The 25,372-nt window shown below is 33.0% G+C and carries 23 protein-coding genes; 16 read left to right on the plus strand and 7 right to left on the minus strand.

Features of this window, described 5'->3' with window-relative positions:
* Positions 1–33: 33 nt before the first annotated feature.
* The 3 genes from QZ260_RS07925 (at position 34) to QZ260_RS07935 (ending at position 2,931) form a co-directional block, all read left to right on the plus strand.
* Positions 34–1,803: a peptide MFS transporter gene (locus QZ260_RS07925; RefSeq protein WP_295984815.1), complete on the plus strand. Its 1,770-nt coding sequence runs from the start codon at positions 34–36 to the stop codon at positions 1,801–1,803.
* A gap of 88 nt (positions 1,804–1,891) precedes the next feature.
* The gene (locus QZ260_RS07930) at positions 1,892–2,440 is read left to right on the plus strand and encodes a thioredoxin fold domain-containing protein (protein WP_295984817.1); all 549 of its coding nucleotides are present in this window, start codon (positions 1,892–1,894) and stop codon (positions 2,438–2,440) included.
* Positions 2,441–2,460: 20 nt separating this feature from the next.
* Entirely contained in the window at positions 2,461–2,931 is a 471-nt protein-coding gene (locus QZ260_RS07935) for a thioredoxin family protein (protein WP_295984820.1), read from the plus strand.
* A 6-nt stretch (positions 2,932–2,937) separates the two neighbouring features.
* Here the strand turns inward: QZ260_RS07935 and QZ260_RS07940 are convergent, their stop codons facing one another.
* Genes QZ260_RS07940 through surE form a run of 5 tightly spaced genes read right to left on the minus strand, consistent with a single transcriptional unit; the run spans position 2,938 to position 7,766 of the window.
* A complete protein-coding gene (locus tag QZ260_RS07940) occupies positions 2,938–4,977 on the minus strand; it encodes a ComEC/Rec2 family competence protein (RefSeq protein ID WP_295984823.1) in 2,040 nt (679 codons plus the stop codon).
* A gap of 24 nt (positions 4,978–5,001) precedes the next feature.
* Complete coding sequence (locus QZ260_RS07945) at positions 5,002–5,547, minus strand: C40 family peptidase (RefSeq protein ID WP_295984826.1); 546 nt, start codon at positions 5,545–5,547, stop codon at positions 5,002–5,004.
* Positions 5,548–5,554: 7 nt separating this feature from the next.
* Entirely contained in the window at positions 5,555–6,667 is a 1,113-nt protein-coding gene (gene lpxB, locus QZ260_RS07950) for a lipid-A-disaccharide synthase (protein ID WP_295984828.1), read from the minus strand.
* Complete coding sequence (locus QZ260_RS07955) at positions 6,668–6,949, minus strand: hypothetical protein (protein WP_295984831.1); 282 nt, start codon at positions 6,947–6,949, stop codon at positions 6,668–6,670.
* A gap of 46 nt (positions 6,950–6,995) precedes the next feature.
* Positions 6,996–7,766, minus strand: a complete 771-nt coding sequence (surE, locus tag QZ260_RS07960; protein WP_295984833.1) for a 5'/3'-nucleotidase SurE — start codon at positions 7,764–7,766, stop codon at positions 6,996–6,998.
* A 174-nt stretch (positions 7,767–7,940) separates the two neighbouring features.
* Between surE and QZ260_RS07965 the strand changes: the two genes are divergently transcribed.
* A complete protein-coding gene (locus QZ260_RS07965) occupies positions 7,941–10,079 on the plus strand; it encodes a carboxy terminal-processing peptidase (RefSeq protein ID WP_295984836.1) in 2,139 nt (712 codons plus the stop codon).
* Between the two features lie 8 nt (positions 10,080–10,087).
* Positions 10,088–11,182 carry an ABC transporter permease gene (locus tag QZ260_RS07970; protein WP_295984838.1) on the plus strand — a complete coding sequence of 365 codons (1,095 nt, stop codon included), beginning with the start codon at positions 10,088–10,090 and terminating at the stop codon, positions 11,180–11,182.
* 519 nt (positions 11,183–11,701) lie between these two features.
* Here QZ260_RS07970 and yihA read toward each other — a convergent pair.
* Both yihA and QZ260_RS07980 read right to left on the minus strand, forming a co-directional pair.
* Positions 11,702–12,313, minus strand: a complete 612-nt coding sequence (gene yihA, locus QZ260_RS07975; protein WP_295984840.1) for a ribosome biogenesis GTP-binding protein YihA/YsxC — start codon at positions 12,311–12,313, stop codon at positions 11,702–11,704.
* Positions 12,314–12,393: 80 nt separating this feature from the next.
* The gene (locus QZ260_RS07980) at positions 12,394–13,158 is read right to left on the minus strand and encodes an alpha/beta hydrolase (RefSeq protein WP_295984843.1); all 765 of its coding nucleotides are present in this window, start codon (positions 13,156–13,158) and stop codon (positions 12,394–12,396) included.
* Positions 13,159–13,475: 317 nt separating this feature from the next.
* Between QZ260_RS07980 and mraZ the strand changes: the two genes are divergently transcribed.
* From mraZ to QZ260_RS08035, 11 genes are all read left to right on the plus strand, one after another.
* Positions 13,476–13,946, plus strand: coding sequence for a division/cell wall cluster transcriptional repressor MraZ (gene mraZ, locus QZ260_RS07985; RefSeq protein ID WP_295984846.1), 471 nt, complete (start codon positions 13,476–13,478; stop codon positions 13,944–13,946).
* A complete protein-coding gene (rsmH, locus tag QZ260_RS07990) occupies positions 13,933–14,829 on the plus strand; it encodes a 16S rRNA (cytosine(1402)-N(4))-methyltransferase RsmH (protein ID WP_295984848.1) in 897 nt (298 codons plus the stop codon). Before mraZ ends, rsmH begins: the two co-directional genes overlap by 14 nt.
* Positions 14,830–15,147, plus strand: coding sequence for an FtsL-like putative cell division protein (locus QZ260_RS07995; protein WP_295984851.1), 318 nt, complete (start codon positions 14,830–14,832; stop codon positions 15,145–15,147).
* Positions 15,148–15,211: 64 nt separating this feature from the next.
* Entirely contained in the window at positions 15,212–17,173 is a 1,962-nt protein-coding gene (locus tag QZ260_RS08000; protein WP_295984867.1) for a penicillin-binding protein, read from the plus strand.
* Entirely contained in the window at positions 17,170–18,633 is a 1,464-nt protein-coding gene (locus QZ260_RS08005; RefSeq protein ID WP_295984855.1) for a UDP-N-acetylmuramoyl-L-alanyl-D-glutamate--2,6-diaminopimelate ligase, read from the plus strand. Before QZ260_RS08000 ends, QZ260_RS08005 begins: the two co-directional genes overlap by 4 nt.
* A 1-nt stretch (position 18,634) precedes the next feature.
* Complete coding sequence (gene mraY / locus QZ260_RS08010) at positions 18,635–19,876, plus strand: phospho-N-acetylmuramoyl-pentapeptide-transferase (RefSeq protein WP_295984857.1); 1,242 nt, start codon at positions 18,635–18,637, stop codon at positions 19,874–19,876.
* Positions 19,877–21,208: a UDP-N-acetylmuramoyl-L-alanine--D-glutamate ligase gene (gene murD, locus QZ260_RS08015; protein WP_295984859.1), complete on the plus strand. Its 1,332-nt coding sequence runs from the start codon at positions 19,877–19,879 to the stop codon at positions 21,206–21,208.
* 13 nt (positions 21,209–21,221) lie between these two features.
* Positions 21,222–22,415: an FtsW/RodA/SpoVE family cell cycle protein gene (locus QZ260_RS08020; RefSeq protein WP_295984861.1), complete on the plus strand. Its 1,194-nt coding sequence runs from the start codon at positions 21,222–21,224 to the stop codon at positions 22,413–22,415.
* The gene (murG, locus tag QZ260_RS08025; RefSeq protein ID WP_295984863.1) at positions 22,416–23,513 is read left to right on the plus strand and encodes an undecaprenyldiphospho-muramoylpentapeptide beta-N-acetylglucosaminyltransferase; all 1,098 of its coding nucleotides are present in this window, start codon (positions 22,416–22,418) and stop codon (positions 23,511–23,513) included.
* Entirely contained in the window at positions 23,513–24,865 is a 1,353-nt protein-coding gene (murC, locus tag QZ260_RS08030) for a UDP-N-acetylmuramate--L-alanine ligase (protein WP_295984865.1), read from the plus strand. The genes murG and murC overlap by 1 nt, the downstream gene beginning before the upstream one ends.
* A 37-nt stretch (positions 24,866–24,902) precedes the next feature.
* Positions 24,903–25,372 (plus strand): hypothetical protein (locus tag QZ260_RS08035; protein WP_295984869.1); only part of this gene is annotated, 470 nt, incomplete at its 3' end.

A 25,372-nucleotide genomic window follows, 5' to 3' on the forward strand; every position in this document is an offset into this window, starting at 1 on the left:
TTTGAATTAGCAGATAATTAAAATTAATAAGATATGTCAAGTAACACAACTGATCAATTTTTTAAAGATAAAGTATTAGGACACCCTTCAGGGTTGTTTGTTCTCTTTTTTACAGAAATGTGGGAACGTTTTTCATATTACGGTATGCGAGCCATATTGGTAATATTTTTAACAGGATCCCTTTTAGGTGATAATCCTGGTTGGGAATGGAGTTCATCAGCTGCATTGTCACTTTTAGGTACTTACGCCATGTTGGTTTATTTAACACCATTATTAGGTGGATGGTTAGCAGATAATAAAATTGGTTATCGAATGGCTGTGGTTATTGGTGCGCTACTTATGACTTTAGGCCACGCCTCTATGGCTGTTGAAACCCCTACTTTTTTATATATTGGTATTGCATTTTTAATAGTAGGAAACGGGTTTTTTAAACCCAATATGACTTCTATTATTTCTAAAATGTATGAAGGACATGATGAGAAGAAGGATGGTGCCTATAATATATTTTACATGGGCGTAAATGCTGGTGCATTTATTGGCATAATGCTTTGTGGATGGGTCGGTGAAAAGATTGGTTGGAGCTTTGGTTTTGGTTTGGCTGGTATTTTTATGTTATTGGGAATGCTTCAGTTTTATTATGCTCAACCACTTTTTGGAAATCTTGGAGATAAACCAAATAAAACAAAAGATAATCTGGAGAATGTTGGAGTGTCAGATGATACGTCTAAAATAGCAGTTAAGCTTAATCATTTTTCACTACTTGATTATTTATTAATTGGCGTATTTACGGTGTCGGCAATAATTTTTATAATTAATGATCCACTTAGTAAAATTGGTGATATTCAAACTTTTAATTTTACGGTTGCAGGATTAACGGATTCGTTGTTTTTTGCGCTTTTGGCATCCATTGCGTTTATTCTACTTTTAATAATAAGAATACCTAGATATGTAGCTATTGAGCGTGATCGAATGATTGCTTTTACAATTTTCTCGTTATTTACTATTTTTTTCTGGGCAGCTTTTGAGCAAGCAGCAGGGTCTTTACCAATATATACCAGAGATTTTACCAATAGAATTTTAGAAGGTAATGCCGCCACAACTTTTAAGATAGTTGATTTGATTGTCACGATAGTACCTTTGGGTGTTATTACTTATGTTTTGTTGAGTTTGTTCAGAAAGACTTTTAATAGAATTGGTTTATCCAATATTATCTTAGGGTTCAGTTTTGTTATTGTTTGGGTCATTGTTTTATACAAGGTATATATTGAATTTCAATCCACAGAAACGGAAGTTCCAATTACATGGTTCGCGATATTAAATTCTTTATTCATTATAATTTTCGCTCCTTTGTTCACAAAGTGGTGGGATAGTAAATACAATCCGCCGGCATCCGTGAAGTATTTTCTTGGACTTTTGCTTTTAGGACTTGGTTTTGGGTTTTTAGCTTTTGGAGCTAAAGATGTTGTTGCTGGGGCTCAAACTGCAAGTTTAAGTATGGCATGGTTAGTATTGGCTTATTTGTTTCATACGTTAGGCGAAATGTGTTTATCTCCAATGGGATTATCTTATTTAAGTAAATTAATTCCGGCTCGTATGATAGCTTTTATGTTTGGAGTTTATTATTTAGCAATAGCTATTGGTAATAAGTTGGCGCATTATGTAGGTGGGGACATTGAAAAGATAACGAATGAGCATGGGCTTTCTTTTTTCTTTTTGATTTTCACACTCATACCAATAGGCTTAGGCCTTGTCTCGTTAATGTTACATCCTCTACTTAAAAAGTTAATGCACGGTGTTCGTTAATCGAATAAATAGTTAAAAAATATTCAAAATGCTCCTAATTAGGAGCATTTTTTGTAAGTTCGGAACAACTTTTGCAACTTAGTTTATTATGAAGAAGACTATACTTTTAATTTTAGCGATGGCTTTTATGAGTTTTAATGCTTTAGCGCAAAAGATAAATTGGATTACTCTAGAAGAAGCTGTTGATCTCCAAAATAAAGAGCCAAAGAAGATTATGATGGATGCTTATACCAATTGGTGTGGCCCATGTAAAATGCTAGATAAAAATACGTTTCAAAAGAAAGAAGTAGTAGATTATGTAAATGAACATTATTACGCCGTAAAGTTTAATGCTGAAGGTGACGAAATGATTAATTTTAATGGGCAAGAATTTTCTAACCCTAATTATAATCCAGCCTTAGCAAATAGAAGAAATTCTGCTCATGAGTTGTCTCGCTTTTTTAAAATTCAAGCATATCCAACAATCGTTTTTTTAGATGAAAAGGCGAATTTAATTTTTCCTTTAACAGGCTACAAAACACCATCGCAAATTGAACTCTATTTAAAAATGTTTAAAAAAGACGATCATAAGATACTTGACACTCAAGAAAAATTTAACGAGTACTTCAGAGCGTTTAAGTCTGAGTTCAAAGACTAGTTGCTCAAAAAAATACGCACATGAAAAAAATAATATTCATCTTATTTTTATCCGCCTTAATTTCGGCTAATGCTTCAGCTCAAGAAAAATTGACTTGGCATACCGATATTAATGAAGCAATAGAAATTGCGGTTAAAGAAGATAAAAAAGTAATGCTATTTTTCACGGGCTCAGATTGGTGTGGATGGTGTATAAAATTGCAAAATGAAGTTTTTAAAACTTCTGATTTTGAAAAGTGGTCTAAGGATATGGTTTTAGTAGAGTTGGACTTTCCAAGAAGAACAACACAAGAAGAAATAATTAAGGCGCAAAACGCTCAATTACAAGCGATGTTCAAAGTAAGAGGTTATCCTTCAGTATATTTTGTAAACCCTGAAAAAATGCCAGACGGAAAAATGAATTTAAATAATCTTGGTAAAACAGGTTATGTTAAAGGAGGTGCAATTAAATGGCTAGAAGTCGCAAATAATATTGTTAAAAAAACAATATAGAAGGTTTTAATAATCTATTATATAAGCTCCCTTTTTACTAGTTTGGTGAAACGGGATTTTTCTTTTCCTGCAAATATGTTCCCAACGTTCTATATACGATTTGTAATTACTGCCATCGGCAATAATTTGTTTTGGTTTTAGTGAATCAATCAATCGATTTAAATTTATTTTTGGCGATTGTCTAAGTAATACAAATTCGGGTTTGAGAGTCTTTATATTGTATATCCCTAAGCTATCAATGACTAAAAGGTGTTTTCTGTTTAGCATGTAGAATGAAGAAATAGCTCGCTCTTCAATAATATTAATGTCATTTCCAACCACGTAATTATTTATAATCTTATTTTTTGATTTTACAATACTATCAAAATCGCTTGCCACTACAATTTTATTGTTAAAAGTGTTTCCTAATAGGCTATATCTACTTTTATGGAACACAATAAATTCATTTGAAGGTTTGCTGAATTCATTGTAGATAAGAACACCTTGAACAATAAGTATGGCTATTAAAAGTAGTTTTAAGTTTGAATAATTTCTTTTGAATAGAAGTCGAATAAAAGTGACTATAAAGACATAAGAAACTATTACATATAGAAGGCTAAAAGAAATGTCTTTCAATAAGAAAGCTTCTTGTTTCGAAACCCAAGCCACAAAACTATTCATTAAACTTATTATGTATCCATATATATCAGCTCCAAATTGAGGTAAAATATTTAAAACGGCTAAGAGAATAACCAAAACACCAAGTCCTAATATAACTCCTAAAAAAGGAATAATAATCAAATTCGATATAAAGAATAGGCCTGGAAACTGATGAAAGTAGCATAAACTGACAGGTATAATTCCAAATTGTGCAGAAATAGTGACGGTGAAGGTATGCCAATAAAAATTAAGAACTTTATTTTTGGGTCGCCAAAGACCATATAAAAATGGATCGATAGCTACAATAGCAAAAACCGCTAAATAACTTAATTGAAAACCGACATCAAATATAAATAGGGGTTTAAAAAGCAAAATAATAAACATGCTTATGGCTAAAGTATTATAAATATTTGTTGGCCTTTTAAGATTTAAAGCGATAGCTACAATACTAAACATAGTAACAGCTCGAGTAACTGAGGCTGATAAACCAGCAATTAATGCAAAGCTCCATAAAATACTAACTAGCAGTATGGTTTTAATGAGTTTGCCATGTTTAAAACGCTCCAAAGGTTTAAAAATAAAACTCAGAATTAAAAGAATAACACCTACGTGTAGACCGGAAACAGCTAGGATATGTATGGCTCCTGCATTGGTATAACTAGTATAAACTTCTTCACTTATATCTTGACGCTGCCCCAATAAAAGGGCATTAATAATAGTAAGTTCATCAGGTTTAAAATCATATCCTTTTAACTTTTTGTTGATATGTTTTCTAATATAATCAGCAACACCAAAAATCGTCATTGTATTAGATTCGATAGCTAATAATGATTCATTTTTTGTAAAAAGCTGATGGTAAATATATTTTTTCTTTAAATAGTTTTTGTAATCAAATTGATGAGGGTTTAACGGGTGTGTTAAATCTCTAAACTCTATTCTGCTAGCATAAGCGTTATCGACTATTAAAGGAGCGTGTAATGTGTCTTTTTGAATGTTTAAAAGTGTTTTTCCTGACGTATTTTTGCTATCAATCTCTAAAAGATTTATAACATATTTGTCATAATAATTACCCGGTTTTAAAACTTCCCGAATTCTAAATTTAATCGTCTTTAGGCTGTCGCTTTCTGTTGAAATAATATGAGTATAGTGATTTGAGAAGTTTTCTTGGTTATGAAAATATGTTGTTAAAATACCAACAGAAGTCATCACAAAAAATGCTAAAATTCCAAACCAAATAGATTTAATAAATTGTTTTCTAGCGATTAAGTAGAAAATTAACAAAACCAGCAAAAGTAAGGCTGTTGATATAATTATAGCATGAAGCGGAATACTTGTAAAATAGCCAATGATGATGCCGAGAATGAGGCAAATAGTTAATTTTATTATGGTAAAATTGAGTAATTTCATGCCCATGTAAGATATGAAAATATCTTATAAAATTCTGCGAGCTTCATGAAATGCTTTTAACCAATACGTTTCGTTAAGAACTGATATGATTACGCCTTTACCTGTTGTGGCATGAATAAAATTGATATCGTCGTCTATAATATCAACAATTAAACCTACATGGTTTATGGAGTTTCTTCTATTTCCAGTTTTAAAAAACAGTAAATCGCCTTTAAGAGCTTTTTTGAGTTGAATTTTAGTTCCCTTTTTTGCCATGTCCCTTGAAATCCTTGGAAGTAAAATATGATAAGATTTAAATGACTCGAATACTAAACCAGAGCAATCCATGCCAGATTTTGTTGTGCCTCCCCATTTATAACGGATGCCTTCAAACTGCTTAGCGTAATCTATGATATAATCTGCTTTAGATTTGTTAGAAGATGTTCCAGAAGAAACTGCTTTTCTATTTTTCTTTATGTTTTTTTTGGTAACAATTTCAGTAGATGAGGTTGTCCTTTTTTTAGTGCGTTTTGAAGATTTACAACCGCTAAAGCTAATGATTAAAAGAAGTATTAATAGTATTTTTTTCATCTAAAAGTTAAGGTTTGATGGACTCGTAAATCAATTTAGCAGTTTTTTCACTTGCACCTTTGCCTCCCAATGTTTTTTCTAATTCGTAATAATCTAAAAATAGCCTTTTACGAGTTTCAGAACTTAAAATTTTATCCAACTCTTGTCTAAGTCGTTTTTTATTAAAGTCATTTTGTATAAGTTCAGTAACAACTTCTCTGTCAATAACTAGATTCACTAACGATATAAATTTTAAAGTTATTATTCGTTTCGCAATTTGATATGAAATAGTACTTCCTTTATAGCAAACCACTTGCGGTACTTTAAAAAGAGCAGTTTCCAAAGTAGCTGTTCCAGATGTTACCAATGCTCCGCTGGAAATACTTAATAAATCGTACGTTTTATTGGAAATGAATTTTACGTTATGAGAATTTATGAAAGGTTCGTAAAAACTATAATCCTGACTAGGTGCGCCTGCTATAACAAATTGATGATTTGGATAATGATTAACTAAACTTAACATCACAGAAAGCATTTTTTTTATTTCTTGTTTTCTACTTCCAGGTAGCAAAGCAATGATTGGTTTGTCTCCTAATTTGTACTCGTCTCTAAATTCAAACTCATCAACTTTCTCTCTGTTGGCTATGGCGTCGATTAATGGATGACCAACAAAGGTGACGTCATAACCATGTTTTTTGTAAAAGGGTCCTACAAAAGGCAAGATAACATACATAGCATCAATATCTCGCTTAATAGCTTTAACTCTGCTAGCTCTTGATGCCCAAACTTGCGGCGAAATGTAATAATGTGTTCTGAAACTTTGTTGTTTCGCCCACTTTGCAATACGCAAATTAAAACCAGAATTATCTATAAAAACAACAACATCAGGATTGAAATTTGACATATCTTTTTTACAAAAAGTTATGTCTTTAAAAATTTTATTGAGATTCATTATTACTTCAATAAAGCCCATAAAAGCACGATCTTTATAGTGCTTTACTAAGGTACCGCCAGTAGCATGCATAAGATCGCCACCCCAAAATCTAATATCAGCATTTGAATCTATTTTTTTCAATGCTTTTATTAGGTTTGAACCATGTAAATCGCCCGATGCTTCTCCAGCTATAATGTAGTACTTCATTTAGAAGAGTTTAAAAACAAAAGTAAAAACAGCAATAAAAACAGTTATTAATAAAACGCCCCTTGCACGATAGTCTTGCTTTTTCTTTATAAAAATAAAAAAGGCGATTAGGTTTAATATAGCTCCTAGGCTAATAAGTTTTCCTAGAAAACCTTCTTTAGCTGCAGCTTCAATAACGACCATGAAATCATCACCTCTACCTAAAAAATTAGCTGCTAAAAATAAACCAATAGCATTCGCCATTAAACCAACAAACATACCTGTAAAAATATCTTTTTTCATTTACGCTGAATTTGAATGTGCTGAATTTGTTTCAGCATCTCTCTAGTTATAAATTCCAATTATTTAAATCTTTTATAAAATGATGCGCGGTTAAATCAAATTGTGCAGGAACCAATGATACATATCCATTTTCAAGTGCCCATTCATCAGTATCTTTACCGCCATCTAAATTGACAAACTTACCCGTAAGCCAATAATAATCTTGTCCTTGAGGGGTTTTGCGTTTGTCAAATTCTTCAACCCAATTGGCTTTAGCTTGTCTGCAAACTTTAATGCCTTTTATTTGTTCTCCTGGAATATTGGGTATATTAACATTCAATACAACACCATTTGGTAAACCATGCTGTAAAACATGTTCTGTGATTTTTTTTACAATAGGTTTTGAAGCTTCAAAATTGGCGTCCCAACTGTAATCTAATAAAGAAAACCCAATAGCAGGAATGCCTTCAATACCAGCTTCAATTGCGGCACTCATAGTTCCTGAGTAAATTACGTTTATTGAGGCGTTTGAGCCATGATTAATTCCCGAAACGCAAAGGTCTGGAGTTCTGTCTAGCATTTCTCTTATGGCAAGTTTAACACAATCAGCGGGTGTTCCAGAACAACTAAATTCTTTTTGAGGGCCGTTATCTAAATGAACTTCTTTGGAATATAAAGTTGCATTTAAAGTAATGGCGTGCCCCATACCGCTTTGTGGGCTATCTGGAGCCACAACAACAACATCTCCAATAGTATTCATGACAGTAATCAAAGCTCTGATTCCCGGGGCATTAATGCCGTCATCATTTGTTACAAGTATAAGTGGTTTTTTGCTCATTTTAGTATTAAAAATCATAGCTAAAATACATAATTTCGTCAGTAAACCCTCAATTTCTTTGGTTTAACAAAAAATTAGTAGCGATTACCTTTCTTGGCATGGTTTTTTCTTTATTTTAGTGAAAAATATGCTGTGCTTTCTAGAAGCAAAAAAGAATAACATATGAAAAAAATTATGAAAAGAAATTATAAAGTACTATCGTTCTTGTTATTACTGGCATTTGCATCTTGCAGTTTTACATCAAAAAAATTCAGTAATCCAGACAAGGATAAATTGCTAATTCAGATTATTACTTTTGTAATAGAGCAAGGTCATTTTGATCCTATTGCCATCGATGACGCTTTTTCCGAAGAATTGTTTTCAGATTTTATTGAAGTCATAGATCCTGTAAAACGTTATTTTTATGAATCTGATTACAAGGATTTTGAAAAATATAAACTCACAATTGATGACCAACTTAAAGTTAGCGATATTACATTTTTTAATGTTGTATACGAACGTTTCATAAGTCGAATTGAAGAGTCTAAAAGCATTTATAAAGACATATTATCCAAGCCTTTTGATTATTCGATTGATGAAAGTTTTGATACAAATTATGAGAATAGTGATTTTGCAAAAAGCAAAAGAGATATGAAAGAGCGTTGGAGAAAACAATTAAAATTCTCTACACTTTCTAATTATGATGATATTTTGGATGAAGAAAAAAGAACTAAAGAGAAAGATCCGTTATACATGAGGAAACCAAACGAGCAAATAGAAAAAGAAGCTCGTGAAGCCACTTTAAGGTCAATCAATATATATTTTGAAGATTATATAGATGACCAAAGACGTGATGATTGGTTTGCATTATATGTGAATACGATTGTAGAAGAGTTTGATCCACATACGTATTATCTAGCACCAAAAGGAAAAGAAGATTTCGATACGCGTATGTCAGGAAAATTAGAAGGTATTGGGGCGAGACTTCAAAAGCGTATGGATTATATTAAAATTGTAGAATTAATTTCTGGAGGTCCAGCTTGGAGAAATAAAGAGCTAGAAGTTGAAGATCTTATTTTAAAAGTGAAGCAAGAAGACGAGGAATATGCTGTTGATATTGTAGGTATGCGGATTAACGACGCTATTAAATACATAAAAGGCCCGAAAGGAACAAAAGTTACGCTTACTGTAAAAAAAGTTGATGGTACTTTAAAGGATATTACGATTACAAGAGATATAGTTGAGGTATTTGATACGTATGCAAAATCATCAGTAGTTGAAAAGGAAGGTAAAAAATTCGGAGTTATAAATTTACCAGCATTTTACGTTGATTTTAATGACTATAAAAATATTAACGCAGCTAAAGATGTGAAAAGTGAAATAGAGCGTTTAAAGGATGAAGGAATGGAAGGTTTGGTGTTAGACTTGCGTAATAATGGCGGCGGATCATTACCAACAGTTGTTGATATGGCAGGGTTGTTTATTAAAGATGGTCCTATTGTTCAAGTACGTTCAACAGGTGAGCCTAAAGAGGTTTTGAAGGATAGAGATAAATCTATTGTTTGGAATGGTCCTTTAGTAATTTTAGTTAATGAAATTTCTGCATCAGCCTCCGAGATTATGGCGGCTGCAATGCAAGACTATAAGCGTGCTATTATTATAGGTAGTAAACAAACTTATGGAAAAGGAACGGTGCAAAATGTTATTAATTTAAATAATATGTTAAGAAATAACACCAGCGGAGATTTAGGAGCATTGGCGCTAACAAGACAGAAGTATTATAGAATCAATGGAGGTTCAGTACAATTAGAAGGTGTTAAAAGTGATATTAAGGTTCCAGGTCGTTTTAGTTTTATTGATGTAGGTGAAAAGGATAAAGAAAATCCATTACCTTATGATGAAATTGATGCAGCTGAATACACGCCTTGGGAGTCTTATTTTGATTACGATGCTACCATTGAAAACAGCAGACTACGTATGAGTAGTAATGAGCAGTTAAAGCTTATTGAGCAAAACGCAAAATGGGTTAAAAGTAAAATTGATGAAACGGTTTACTCTCTGAATTACGAAACATATAAAGCGCAAATTGATACGAATGAGCTTGAGTCAAAAAAGTATGAAGCAATTTCAAATTATAATACAAATTTAACTTTTGATTCTACTAGTTACGAAAAAGAGCTTATTGCTCAAGATACAACAGACTTAGAAGAAAAACGTGTGCGTTGGCACGAAAGTTTAAGTAAAGATGTTTACATAGAAGAAGCACTTAATGTGTTAGAAGATTTGAAAACGGCATACCCTATTAAAAAAGTTGCTTCAACAGTACAGAATTAAAAACGTTTATGAGTCATAAATCAAACTCACTAAAACAATTAGCGCTCCAAAAGTTTAAAAAAGACTTTTGGGGCGTTTTTAGTTTCTATTTTATAGTTTTGGTTGGATTGGTTTCTGTTTTTGCTTATGTATTTGCGCCTGATGATTCACAATATGCAAACCAAATGCATTTGGCAATTCACTCAAAAAGACCAGGGTTTAAGGTAACGATGCTGACAATACCTTCAAAAATTAAAGTAAATCAAAGTGGTTTTGATAGGCTATTCTTTGGAAAGAAAAATACAGATACCGAAATTCCAATTTCAGCATTTGAAATTAAAGATACTGCTTTAATTTATAAAGAATATGCCTCTGATGGGTTGGAAGGTGCAGAAAAAAAAATCAAGCGAAGCGCATTTCCAAATAACTCACCAAAAGATTTTATACAAGAAAAAAGCTTTCTCTTTGGAACAGATAAATACGGACGCGATTTAATAAGTCGTGTTTTAGTGGGGGCAAGAATATCCTTTTTTATAGGTTTTGTAGCAGTGCTGATATCGCTGTTAATTGGCATATTTATGGGAAGTATTGCTGGTTATTTTGGCGGAAAAGTAGATGCTATAATTATGTGGATTATCAATGTAACCTGGTCCATTCCAACACTGTTATTAGTTATTGCTATTACATTGGCTTTAGGTAAAGGCTTTTGGCAAGTTTTTATAGCAGTGGGTTTAACCATGTGGGTGGAAGTTGCTAGGGTAGTGCGTGGACAAATAATAAGCGCCAAAGAAATGCAATATGTTACAGCAGCAAGGGCTTTAGGGTTTAACGACTTTAGAATTATTACCAAACATATTTTACCAAATATTATGGCGCCTGTTATCGTCATTTCTGCAGCTAATTTTGCAGCAGCTATTTTAATAGAAAGTGGATTGAGCTTTTTGGGTATTGGCGCACAACCACCTATGGCAAGTTGGGGTGCCATGATTAAAGATCACTACAATTATATTATACTTGGTAAGCCTTATTTAGCCATTATACCAGGGCTTTGTATAATGAGCTTGGTTATGGCGTTTATGTTGATTGGGAACGCTCTAAGAGATGCATTGGATGTAAAAAATTGACCTTGGAATATCTGTAATAATACTGTGGTTTTGTATGTGAGAGGAAATTCAGAAGTAATGCACTTACAAGGTCCTTTGGTTAGATCCAAAATGGAGCAACTAGTGTTGTAATTTGATTTAGCTAGTATTTCTTTTAAATTCTTTCTCTTTTGTGTGCTTTTTCTTCGAATAATTTATAAGGTCCTCTAGAATAAATGTTAGAAATGTTTCCGCCCTTATCCACACTGAAAACTTTTTGGACTTGGATAATGTCGCCTCCTTGTAAATTTAATTTTTTAGTGAGACTATCAATTCTATCTAGATTCTGTTCTTTCAATTTATTAGAAATAGAAACATTACTTTGACTAAAAAGCAAATTGTTTGATAAAATTATAAATAAAAATATCATTATTTTGTTCATAGGCTCGAAGAGGCTTCAAGGCAAAGATAAAGTTCCGTTTTAATGCGCTTTATCGGTGGTCAAATGGAGTTTTTAAATATTTATGACAAATTTAAGGTGGTCACAATCTAGAGTATGTGTTAATTTAAATCCAGTTCCATATTCTCATTCAACGAATCAATATAGCCTAAAACATCATCTTTCCCGATATCTTTTGATGATGAAGTTATAAAGTAATTAGGTACATCTTCCCAGGTCTCTAAAAGAATAGCTTTGTAGTCTTCAACATAGTTTTCAATAGCTTTAGGCTTTAGTTTATCAGCTTTTGTGAAAATGATGGAGAACGGAATACTATTCTCTCCAAGCCATTGCATAAACTCTAAGTCTACAGGTTGTGGTTTGTGTCTAATATCCACTAGTACAAATGCAGTAACCAGTTGTTCGCGCAAGCCAAAATATTGTGTTATGAATTTTTGAAATACTTTTTTTGAACTTTTTGAAACACGTGCATAGCCATAACCTGGTAAATCTACTAGGTGCCAGCTTTTGTTTATTAAAAAATGATTTATTAGCTGCGTTTTACCTGGTCTTCCAGAGGTTTTGGCTAAACTTTTTCTGCTAGTTAGCATGTTGATTAAAGAAGATTTTCCAACATTACTTCTTCCTATAAATGCATATTCCGGTAATCTACTTTTTGGGCATTTAGTAACATCAGAGTTGCTAATAATAAATTCGGCAGATTTTATTTTCATAATTTGATATTCTTGAGAAGGCAAGAATCTAGTTAATTGAACTTTAAATTTTAAATAAAAGTAGGATTTAAAAGAGAGGTTTAATACCCTCCTTTTTGCAACCAAGCATCAAGTATCTTGTTGAATTCATCAGGATGTTCCATCATAGCTGCATGACCGCACCTATCAATCCAAAATAACTCTGATTCGGGTAATAAGTTATTGAATTCTATAGCAACTTCTGGAGGTGTAACACCATCGTTTTTTCCCCAAATTATACAGGTTGGTATTTTTATGTTTGGTAAATCTTTAGACATATTATGCCTAATTGCGCTTTTTGCTATCGCTAAAGTTTTTATAAGTTTATTACGATCGTTTACAGTGTCGTAAACTTCGTCTACAATGGCTTTTGTTGCTATCGCGGGATCGTAAAAAACTTCTTGTGCTTTCTTTTTAATCACCTCATAATCGCTACGTTTAGTGTATCCTCCGCCCATAGCATTTTCATATAAGCCAGAGCTTCCGGTGATAATAAGTGCTTTAACAGTTTCGGGGTACATTTTTGTGTGGTACAAACCAATATGACCGCCTAAGGAGTTTCCAAGGATTATAACCTCTTTAAATCCTTTAAAATCAATAAAGTCATGCAAGTATTTTGCAAAATGCTTTACGTTAGTTTTAAGTAAGGATTTGGTATAAATAGGGAGTTCAGGGATAAGTACTTTGTAGTCTTTTTTGCTGAAAAAATCAATCACAGCATCAAAGTTGCTTAAGCCTCCCATAAGGCCATGTAACACTATAATAGGTGTGCCTTCACCTGCTTCAATATAGCTATAATTTTTTTCTTTTTTTAAACGGTGCGTCATTAATCAGTTAGTCAAACATTCGATAAAAACAAATATAGGTATTTCATTCATATTTCCACTACAATAATTGTTTTCGAGCAAAAATATGAATTCTAATTTTTGATATTTAATAACAGAAATGTTAACAATTTAAATTTTCAAAGAATATATACTTCAAATTAGAGATGAGATAGATGTGGTGTGGCTTAGTAGATTTGAAAGTCCGATAAAAATCATGCGAAATCGAATATTTATTAACAAAGTGGTATTAAGTGGTATAATGTGGGATATTTTTCAATATATTTGGAACTTAAACGTTTAAAACTCAGTAAACCGCATTGGATTTAATAACAGGGACATACGATTGTAAAGTTGATGCTAAAGGCAGATTAATGATGCCTGCTTCCATCAAAAAGCAACTATCTGCAGTTTTACAAGATGGATTTGTGTTGCGTCGTTCGGTGTTTCAAAAATGCTTAGAGCTCTATCCAATGAGTGAATGGCAAGTTTTGATGCAGAAAATGAATAAGCTGAACAAGTTTAAAAAAAAGAATAACGATTTCATTAGAAGGTTTACTGCTGGTGCTAAAATGGTTGAGGTTGATGTGAATGGTAGATTATTAATACCAAAAGATTTAACTGTTTTTGCAAACATTTCAAAAAATATTGTAGTGGCTTCGGCGATCAATATTATTGAAATTTGGGATAAAGATTTATATGAACAAGCTATTGATGATGCATCTGATGATTTTGCAGATTTAGCTGAAGAGGTAATGGGACAAGACGATGATGACCATGGAATATCATAATCCAGTACTGCTAAAAGAATCCGTTGACGGGTTGAATATACATCCTGATGGTGTTTATGTTGATGTCACGTTTGGTGGTGGTGGTCACAGTAAAGAAATATTAAAACGACTTGGTAATAAAGGGAAGCTTTTTGCATTTGATCAAGATTCGGATGCTCTTAAAAATATAATTGACGATGAAAGGTTTACGCTAATTCATGAAAATTTCAGATTTGTTAAACGCTTTTTGAGATTTCATGGTGTAAAAGAAGTAGATGGGATACTTGCAGATTTTGGTGTGTCTTCGCATCAATTCGATGTTGCTGAACGAGGATTTTCTACGCGATTTGAAGCAGATTTGGATATGCGTATGAATCAAGATAATAAGCTATCTGCCTTTCATGTTGTTAATGAATATGAAGAAGAGCAATTAAAACAAGTGTTTTTGCAATATGGCGAGTTGCGCGCAGCTCCTGCAATGGCCAGATTAATTGTTGAGTTCAGGGAAACAGAGCCTATAATTACTAGCGAACAGTTAAAAACAGTATTAAGAAAATTTTTGCCATCTCGTTATGAAAATAAAGTATTAGCTCAAATTTATCAAGCGATTAGAATAGAAGTAAATCAAGAAATTGAGGTTTTAAAGGAGTTTTTATTGCAAACTCCAGAAACTTTAAAAGTTGGTGGTCGATTAAGTCTTATATCCTATCACTCTCTCGAAGATAGGTTAGTTAAGCGTTTTATTAGAAATGGCATGTTTGAAGGAGAGCCAGAGCGTGATATGTTCGGAAATTTTGAGGTTCCACTAAAAAAAGTAAACGGATTAATTGTGCCTACGGCGACAGAAATAAAAACAAACAATAGAGCAAGAAGTGCGAAACTTAGAATTGCTGAGAAATTATAGATGAAGAAAAATATCTATAACATACTAAAGGGGACTTTTTTAGTTAGTGATGATTCATTTAGAAACTGGCGATTCATTCTTTTTATTTCAGGACTAGCTATTATAATGATTGCAAGTTCGCATAGTGCAGATAAGAAGGTATATGAAATTGCACGATTAAAAAATGAAGTTAAAGAAATGCGATCTGCTTTTGTTGATGCACGTTCAAAGCTGATGAGGCTTAAAATGGAATCGCAAGTGATAACAGGAATGAGAGATAAAGGGTTGGCGCCTTCAGTAATTCCGCCAAAAAAAATAAAAGTTAAACGACAAAATTGAAAACCCAACCTTGGCAGTAAACGAGAAAAACATATTAAACCGTTTGTATTTTATAGCTGGATGTATGTTCATCTTCGGGCTTGCTGTAGTGTTTAAATTGTTAAGCATTCAGTTTCTTCAGGGTGATGTTTATAGGGCAAAAGCAACGGAGCGTGTTGTAAAAAATGTTATAATTCCTGCTAATAGAGGTAATGTGTATTCTGTAAATGGGAACTTGTTGGCAACTTCAATTCCTAAATATGATATTCGCTTAGATGCTTTAACATCTTCAAATAAAACATTTGAAAAATATTTAAAATCTTTTTGCGATTCATTATCAAAATATTCTGGTAAACCTTCAAACGAACTTGAAAAGGATATTAGAAGCGCTCGTGCTAATAAAAACAGGTATTATTTATTGGCAAGAAATATTGGGTATTCAGATTACATCCGATTAAGAAACTTTCCATTATTAAGCCTAGGGGCTTTTAAAGGCGGTTTAATTGTGGAGCAAACGACTAAGCGTGAGCATCCTATGGGTGGTATTGCACAGAGAACCATTGGTTATGAGCGTATTGATGATAAAGGAAATGTAACCAGACCAGGAATTGATGGGGCTTTTGGAATAAAGTATTTGCGTGGCGTTGATGGGCAGCGTAAAAAACAACAAATAGGAAAAGGGCAGTGGAAGCCTTTAAGTGATGCTAATGAAATTGAGCCTAAAGATGGTTATGATGTTTACACCACAATTGACGTCAACATACAAGATATAGCGCATCATGCTTTGCTAGCGCAATTAGAAAAATATAAAGCGGACCATGGTTGTGTAGTGGTTATGGAAACTAAAACTGGAGAAATTCGTGCCATTTCAAATTTAGGAAGAAATAAAAACGGACACTATTATGAGCGTTTAAATTATGCGGTTGGTGAAAGTCATGAATCGGGTTCTACATTTAAACTTATGGCACTCGCCGCAGCTTTTGAAGATAAAGTAGTGGATACAAGTGATGTCGTAGATACAGAAAAAGGAATTTTAAGCTTCTATGGAAAAAAAGTTCGTGATTCAAAACATGGTGGTTATGGAAAAATTTCAGTATCCGAAGCATTCGAAATATCTTCAAATACAGGTATTGTAAAAGCCATTGATCAAGCTTATAGAAAGCAACCTGAAAAGTTTGTTGATAGGTTGTATGATATGAATCTGAATAATGATTTGGATTTACCAATTATAGGAGAGCCAAAACCAATTATTCCGGATCCAAGAATAAAAAATGGACGTTGGAGTGGTATTGCATTACAATGGATGGCTTACGGTTACGGTGTGTCATTTACGCCTTTACAAACCCTTACATTTTATAATGCTGTGGCGAATGATGGTGTTATGGTTAAGCCAAGGTTCTTAAGAGAAGTAAAAGAGTTTGATAAGGTTATTGAGCCTTTTGAAAGGAAGGTTATTAATAAGCAAATCTGTTCAAAAGAAACCATTTCAAAGTTACAAGCATTACTTAAGAATGTGGTTGAAAAGAAACATGGAACAGGGCATAGATTGTATTCTAAAAACTTTTCAATGGCTGGGAAAACAGGAACCTGTCAAAAAGATTATCGAGATAAAGAAAAACTAAACTACATATCGTCTTTTGCTGGTTATTTTCCTGCAGAAAATCCTAAATACTCATGTATTGTAGTAATTCATGAGCCCGATAAAAGTGTGGGTTATTATGGTGCGGATGTTTCAGGTCCTGTATTTAAAAGAGTTGCTCAAAAAATATATACAGATACACCTCTTATAGATGAAATTGAGTCTTTAGAAGTTGAAATAGGGGCGGTTGAAAACGAATATGAAAGTTTTTATAAAACGGCTCAAACGTATAAAACCATTATGCCAAATCTAGTAGGTATGCCAGCTATGGATGCATTGGTTTTATTAGAAAATATGCAGGTTGATGTTAGAGTGAAATTGGATGGAAGAGGGATTATTAAAGGGCAGTCTGTAAATGAAAATACAAAACTTAAAAATAATCAAACCGTAGTTTTAAAAGCATCATGATAGCATTAAAGGACATATTGTATAAGGTTACTTTAAATGCGGTGGTTGGTAGTACAAGTATAAATGTGTATGCCGTTAATTTTGATTCTAGAAAAATTGAAAAAGATCATTTATTTGTTGCCATTCGCGGTTTAGTGGCCGATGGTCATGATTACATTGAGACAGCTATAAAAAAAGGAGCCACAAGTGTGGTTTGCGAAAGTTTACCAAAAAAATTGGACGATAATGTTACTTATGTTGAAGTAGATAATTCTAATAAAGCACTGGCTATTATAGCTTCAAATTTTTATGAAAATCCATCAAAAAACATAAGGCTTGTTGGGGTTACAGGAACAAATGGTAAAACTACGGTAACAAGTTTGTTGTATCAGTTGTTTAAAAAAGCTGGTTATAAAGTTGGATTGTTGTCTACTGTAAAAATCATGGTTGATGAAACTGAATATAAAGCGACGCATACTACTCCAGATTCATTAACAATCAATAAATATTTGAGTGAAATGAATGCTGAAGGTGTCGAATTTTGCTTTATGGAAGTTAGTTCTCATGGTATTCATCAATATAGAACCGAGGGTTTGCATTTTGAAGGCGGAATTTTTACTAACCTATCTCATGATCATTTAGATTATCATAAAACATTCGCAGAATACAGGGATGTTAAAAAGAAGTTTTTTGATGAACTTTCGAGTGAAGCTTTTGCCTTAGTAAATGTAGATGATAAAAATGGCTCGGTCATGCTTCAAAATACCAAAGCAAAAAAATATACTTATGCCTTAAAGCAATATGCAGATTATAAAACTCAAATTTTAGAAAACCAATTTGGGGGTTTGTTATTGAAGGTGGATGATAATGAAGTTTGGACAAGGCTTATTGGGAATTTTAACGCTTATAATGTTTTATCCATTTACGCTACTGCGGAATTATTAGGGCTCGAAAAAGTAGAAATACTTAGGTTGATAAGCGATTTAGAAAGTGTGAGCGGGCGTTTTCAGTATGTGGTTTCAGATGAGAAAATCACTGCTATTATTGATTATGCACACACACCCGATGCATTAAAAAATGTGTTAGAAACTATTAACAGTATCCGTACCAAAAACGAAGAACTTATTACCGTTGTTGGTTGTGGTGGCGACAGAGATAAAACCAAGCGTCCTAAAATGGGGCATATTGCTTCAGCATTAAGCACCAAGGTGATTTTTACAAGTGATAATCCAAGAAGTGAAAAACCTGAAGATGTTTTAAGCGAGATTGAAAGCGGTGTTGAGCCTCAAAATTTCAAAAAAACATTAACTATTGAAGATCGAAAACAGGCTATTAAAGCAGCTTGTCAAATAGCGCAACCAAATGATATCATTTTAATAGCAGGAAAGGGGCATGAAACTTATCAAGAAATTAAAGGAGAACGATTTGATTTTGATGATTTAAAAATAGTAAAAGAATTTTTAAAACAATTGCAAAAATAATATGCTGTATTACCTATTTGAATATTTAGAGAAAGAGTTTCAGTTTCCGGGAGCTACACTTTTTGGTTTTTTAACCTTCAGAGCAGCTCTGGCTATGATTTTGTCACTGTTAATTTCTACCATATATGGTAAAAGAATTATTCGTTTTTTATTAAAACAGCAAGTAGGAGAAACTGTTAGAGATTTAGGGCTTGAAGGGCAGAAAGAGAAAACAGGTACGCCGACTATGGGTGGTATCATTATCATTTTGGCCACTTTGATTCCCGTATTGTTATTGGCAAAATTGGAGAACATATATATCATCCTTTTGATAGTAACAACGTTTTGGATGGGAACCATCGGGTTTATAGATGATTATATTAAAAAATTTAAAAATGATAAGGAAGGGCTAAAAGGACGCTTTAAAGTATTGGGACAAGTTGGCTTAGGAATTATTGTTGGGGCGACACTGTTTTTTCATCAAGATGTTACGATGAAAGAAAAATTACCCATTGAACAGCAGCGTGTTTTGTTAGCTGAAAATCCAGATATAGAGGCTTCAAAATTATTTCAGGATGAAGCTAAATCAACAAAAACTACTATTCCTTTTGTAAAAGGTAACGAGTTTGACTATGCCAAAGTAATTACATGGATAAGTCCAAGCTTTGAAAAGTATGCGTGGGTTATCTTTATTTTGGTAGCTATTTTTATTATAACAGCAGTATCTAACGGGGCTAATTTAACAGATGGAATAGATGGTTTAGCTGCAGGGACTTCAGCAATTATAGTACTCACTTTGGGCATTTTTGCTTGGGTTTCGGGTAATATTATTTTCTCGGAGTACTTGAATATTATGTACATCCCGAGGGTTGAAGAAATCACAATATACATCGCTGCATTTGTTGGAGCTTTAATTGGGTTTTTATGGTATAACGCTTTTCCTGCTCAAGTTTTTATGGGAGATACGGGAAGTCTGACTATAGGTGGAATTATAGCAGTAATTGCAATAGCAGTAAGAAAGGAATGGTTGATTCCTGTCTTGTGTGGCATATTCTTAGCCGAAAATTTATCGGTAGTTATGCAGGTTAGTTGGTTTAAGTACACCAAAAAGAGATATGGAGAAGGGCGTCGCATATTTAAAATGGCGCCGTTGCATCATCATTACCAAAAAGCAGGATATCACGAGAGTAAAATAGTTACACGATTCTGGATTGTAGGCATATTGCTGGCTATTCTTTCTATTGTGACATTGAAAATTAGATAGATGAAAAGGCTAGTTATTCTTGGTGGTGGAGAAAGTGGGGTTGGAACTGCGCTTTTAGGGAGAGCAAAAGGATACGAGGTTTTTGTTTCCGATAAAGGAAAAATAAAAGAAAACTACAAACAAGTTCTTATACATAATGAGATTGAATGGGAAGATGAAACGCATACTGAGTCTAAAATTCTGAATGCTGATATCGTCATGAAAAGCCCTGGAATTCCTGATAAAGTAGATTTAGTAAAGGGAATTCGTGAAAGAGATATTCCGATAGTTTCTGAAATTGAATTTGCCGCAAAATATACCGATGCTACAATTATTGGAATAACAGGAAGTAACGGTAAAACAACCACAGCATGCCTAACACATCACATTTTAAAACAAGAATTAAATGTGGGCTTGGCAGGAAACATTGGAGATAGTTTTGCTAAACAGGTTTTAGAAGAAGGTTTTTCAAATTATGTTTTGGAAATAAGCAGTTTTCAGTTAGATGATATCATTGATTTTAAACCAAATATTGCTGTTTTGCTAAACATTACTCCAGACCATTTAGATAGATATGATTACAAATTTGAAAATTATATCCATTCTAAATTCAGAATTGCTATGAATCAAACAAAAGAGGATTATTTGATTTATGATGCTGACGATGAAGTCATTGTTAATCATTTAAAAAATCACCCAGTTCAATCCACGTTATTACCATTTTCAATAGTAAAACCTATTGAAAACGGTGCGTATTTAGATAAAGAAAATATTAAACTAACAGTAAACAATAATCAAATAATTATGCCAACATCAAAACTTACATTAGAAGGAAAGCACAACATCAAAAATGCAATGGCAGCTTCTACTGTGGCGCATTTATTAAAAATTAGAAAACAAACCATTAGAGAAAGTTTAGAGAATTTTCAAGGTGTTGAGCATCGTTTAGAGCAAGTGCTTAAAATTAACAAAGTACAGTATATAAACGATTCAAAAGCAACAAATGTTAATGCAACATATTATGCTTTAGAAAGTATGGATGCACCAACGGTGTGGATTGTTGGTGGCGTTGATAAGGGTAATAATTATGAAGAGTTATTTCCTTTTATAAATGAAAAGGTAAAAGCCATTATTTGTTTAGGTGTTGACAATGAAAAATTAATGAATGCGTTTGGAAATATGGTCGATGTTATAATTGAAACGCAGTTTATGAGTGAAGCAGTAAAAATAGCATATAAAGTCGCCGATGCTGGTGATAATGTGTTGTTGTCTCCTGCATGTGCGAGTTTTGATTTGTTTGAAAATTATGAGGATCGAGGACGTCAATTTAAAGATGCTGTAAGAAATCTCTAAAATTAAATATTAAGTGCAAACACTATTTAAAAACATAAAAGGAGACAGGTTAATTTGGTCAATAGTGACGCTATTGGCAATTCTGTCATTTCTTCCGGTTTATAGTGCGGCAAGTAACTTAGCTTATAAAGGAGCGGGTAGTAGTACTTTTGCATTTTTTGTAAAACATTTTGTGCATTTGGTTTTGGGTTTTGCAATTATTTATGGTGTACATAAAATTCCATACAGATATTTCAAAGGGTTGTCATTAATAATGATTCCCTTTGTGCTTGTACTGTTAGGATTAACCATTCTTCAAGGTAAAACTATTGATGGGGCTAATGCTAGTAGGTGGATACAGATTCCTTTTGTTGGTATGTCTTTTCAAACATCAACTTTAGCAGCTGTTGTCTTAATGGTTTATGTAGCAAGATATATGTCGAAAATGAAGGACGAAATTATAACATTTAAAGCGTCAATTTTACCGCTTTGGGTACCTGTGTTTTTGGTGTTGATTCTTATTCTTCCAGCAAATTTTTCAACATCAGCAATTATGTTTTTAATGGTGGTTATGCTCGTTTTTCTAGGAGGATATCCTTTGCGCTATTTAGCTGTGATTATAGGTTCAGGGATTTTAGTTTTAACACTATTTGTTTTGGCAGCTAAAGCTTTTCCTGATGCTATGCCAAATAGGGTTGATACTTGGATGGGTAGAATTGAAAGTTTTTCTAATCCTGAAGACACTAAGGCTGATTATCAAATAGAAAAAGCGAAAATTGCTATCGCTACAGGAGGTATTCAAGGTGTTGGTCCTGGTAAAAGTATGCAGAAGAATTTTTTGCCGCAATCATCATCAGATTTCATTTTTGCTATAATTATTGAAGAGTATGGTTTAATTGGCGGGTTTGTGATTATGACTTTATACCTGTGGTTACTATTTAGAATCGTCATTGTGTCTCAGAAATCTGACACCATTTTTGGCAAGCTTCTGGTTCTAGGTGTTGGGCTTCCTATTGTGTTTCAAGCATTAATTAATATGGCTGTGGCTGTTGAGTTGTTTCCAGTTACAGGGCAAACATTGCCATTAATAAGTAGTGGAGGTACTTCTATTTGGATGACTTGTTTAGCTATAGGGATCATATTGAGTGTTAGCGCTAAACGAGAAGAAATAAAAGAAAAAGAAATAAGTGAAGAAAATCCTTTAGAAATTCTTTCTGAAACTATTTAAATGAGTAAATATAAAATCATATTGTCTGGAGGAGGAACAGGAGGTCATATCTATCCCGCAATCGCCATTGCGAACGAATTAAAATCTCGTTTTCCCGATGCTCAATTTTTATTTGTAGGTGCTAAGGATAGAATGGAAATGGAAAAAGTGCCCCAAGCCGGTTTTAATATCAAAGGATTGTGGATTTCTGGTATTCAGCGTAAACTAACTTTGAGAAATTTAACTTTTCCTTTTAAGGTTATTAGTAGCCTTTGGAATGCTCGTAAAATCATAAAATCTTTTAGGCCTAATGTGGCTATAGGCACTGGTGGTTTCGCGAGTGGACCATTATTAAAAGTAGCTGCTTCAAATAATATTCCAACATTAATTCAAGAACAAAATTCTTATCCTGGAATTACAAATAAACTGTTGTCAAGAAAAGCTAAAAAGATATGTGTAGCTTATGATGGTTTAGAGCGGTTTTTTCCAGTAGGGAAAATTATTAAAACAGGTAACCCTGTACGCCAAGGCTTGTTAGATATTGAAACTAAAACGGTAGAAGCTAAGAATTTTTTCGATCTCAAGCATGCTAAGTATACACTTTTGGTTATAGGTGGTAGTCTTGGTTCTAGAAGGATAAATCAATTGATAGAAAAAGAATTAGATTTCCTTGACACCCAGAATATTCAAATTATATGGCAGTGTGGTAAACTGTATTATCAGCAATATAAAATCTATAACAACACGAATAATGTACAAGTGTTTGAGTTTATAAACAATATGGATTTTGCTTATGCGGCGGCAGATATAGTAATTTCTAGAGCAGGTGCAAGTTCAGTTTCAGAGCTATGTATTGTAGGTAAGCCTGTGATTTTTATTCCATCTCCAAATGTTGCGGAAGATCATCAGACTAAAAATGCCATGTCTGTTGTAAATCAAGATGCAGCTATGATAATTAAAGAAGAAGATTTAGATGCAGATTTTGAAAATAAGTTTTCACAGCTTGTGGCTTCGCCAGAAAAACAAAAAGAACTAGGGGGTAATATAAAAAAACTAGCATTAGTAAATGCGACAAAGGATATAGCAGACGAAGTAGAAAAACTTCTGAAAGAAAGTTAATGAATTTAAAAGACATACATAACATCTTTTTTATTGGCATTGGTGGCATAGGCATGAGTGCTTTGGCGCGTTATTTTCATGCGAATGATAAAAATGTAGCAGGTTACGATAAAACCCAAACAGAAATTACTGATGGTTTGCAAGATTTAGGTATTGAAGTTCATTTTAAAGATGCTATTGAAAATATTAAACCTGTATTTCAAAATATTGAAAGCACATTAGTGGTTTATACTCCCGCTGTTCCAGCGGATAATGAGGAGTTGGGTTATTTTAAAAATCATGGATTTAATGTTTTAAAACGTGCTCAAACTTTAGGTTTAATTACTCAGAACACCTTTTGTTTAGCGGTAGCCGGAACTCATGGAAAAACGACAACAACAAGTATTTTAGGGCATTTAATGAATGTGTGTAATGTGCCATTAACTGCTTTTTTGGGTGGTATTAGTGAGAATTATAATTCTAATTTGATTTTAAATGGAACAGAAGTTTCGGTAGTTGAGGCCGATGAGTTTGATCGTTCATTCTTAACATTATCACCAGATTTAGCGTGTATTACATCCATGGATGCAGATCATTTAGATGTTTATGGTGATGCTTCAGAGTTAGAGAAGTCATTCGTAGACTTTTCTAGAAATATAAAGTCTAATGGGAAATTATTTATTAGAAACGGATTGCCATTAAAAGGTATTACTTATGGTATTGAAGATGATTCAGATTATACCATTCAAAATATAAAAATAGAAAATGGTGCTTATGTTTTTGATGTTATAACACCAAAAACGGTACTTAAAGATTTACAATTTAACCTACCTGGTAGACATAATTTGTCGAATGCATTAATAGCTTTGGCGATGGCTGTAGAATATGGTTGCCCACACCAACAGCTCGCTAAAGCTTTAGCATCTTACAAAGGGGTTAAGCGTAGATTTACATATCATATAAAAACGGATGATTTTGTTTTTATTGACGACTATGCACATCATCCTGAAGAGATAAATGCAGTGCATCAGGCGGTAAGAGAAATGTATCCAAATAAAAAAGTATTAGCTATTTTTCAGCCACATTTATATACTAGAACAAAAGATTTTGTAGATGATTTTGCAAAGAGTTTGTCGCAATTTGACGAATTAATGTTATTAGATATTTATCCTGCTAGAGAGTTGCCAATTGAAGGTGTTACCTCGTCTTGGTTATTAGATAAAGTAAATAATAAAAATAAGCAGTTAGTTACTAAAACAGAATTAATGTCTAAAATACATGAAAGTAGTGCTCAAGTTATTTTAACTATTGGCGCTGGCGATATAGGAGAAGAAGTAAAACATATTAAAAAAGAATTTAGTGTTGCGAGTTAATTGGAATTATATTAAGCTAATTGTTTTGTTAGGCGTGGTGGTCTTTTTGTTTGCATTTGCTTCCGGTAGAAATGCTAATAGAAACATATCTAAGCCTCATGTAAAATTCATTGGAGAAAACAATCTTCTTATAACTAATGAAACTGTTAGTAAATTGTTAATACAAAATTATGGGGGTGTTAAAAACGTGCCTAAAGAAACTTTAGTTTTGAATGAATTAGAAAAAGCCCTCAAATCTAATCCAATGATAAAAACGGCAGAAGTGTATGTCGCTGTTAACGGCAAGCTTAACGCTGAAATAGAACAAAAAATACCTATTGCAAGGGTCAGTACAAATGCGTCTTATTACATTGACGATGAAGGTTCATCCATGCCGTTGTCAAAAAATTATTCGGCAAGAGTACCATTGGTTACGGGTTATGTTGAAAAAAATAATTTGAAAAAGGTCTTTAAAATAGCGCGTAAAATTAACAAGGATGAATTTTTGAAAAAACATGTTTTTGAGAT

This window comes from uncultured Algibacter sp. (assembly GCF_905480415.1).
In the GTDB taxonomy this organism is placed as follows: domain Bacteria; phylum Bacteroidota; class Bacteroidia; order Flavobacteriales; family Flavobacteriaceae; genus Algibacter_B.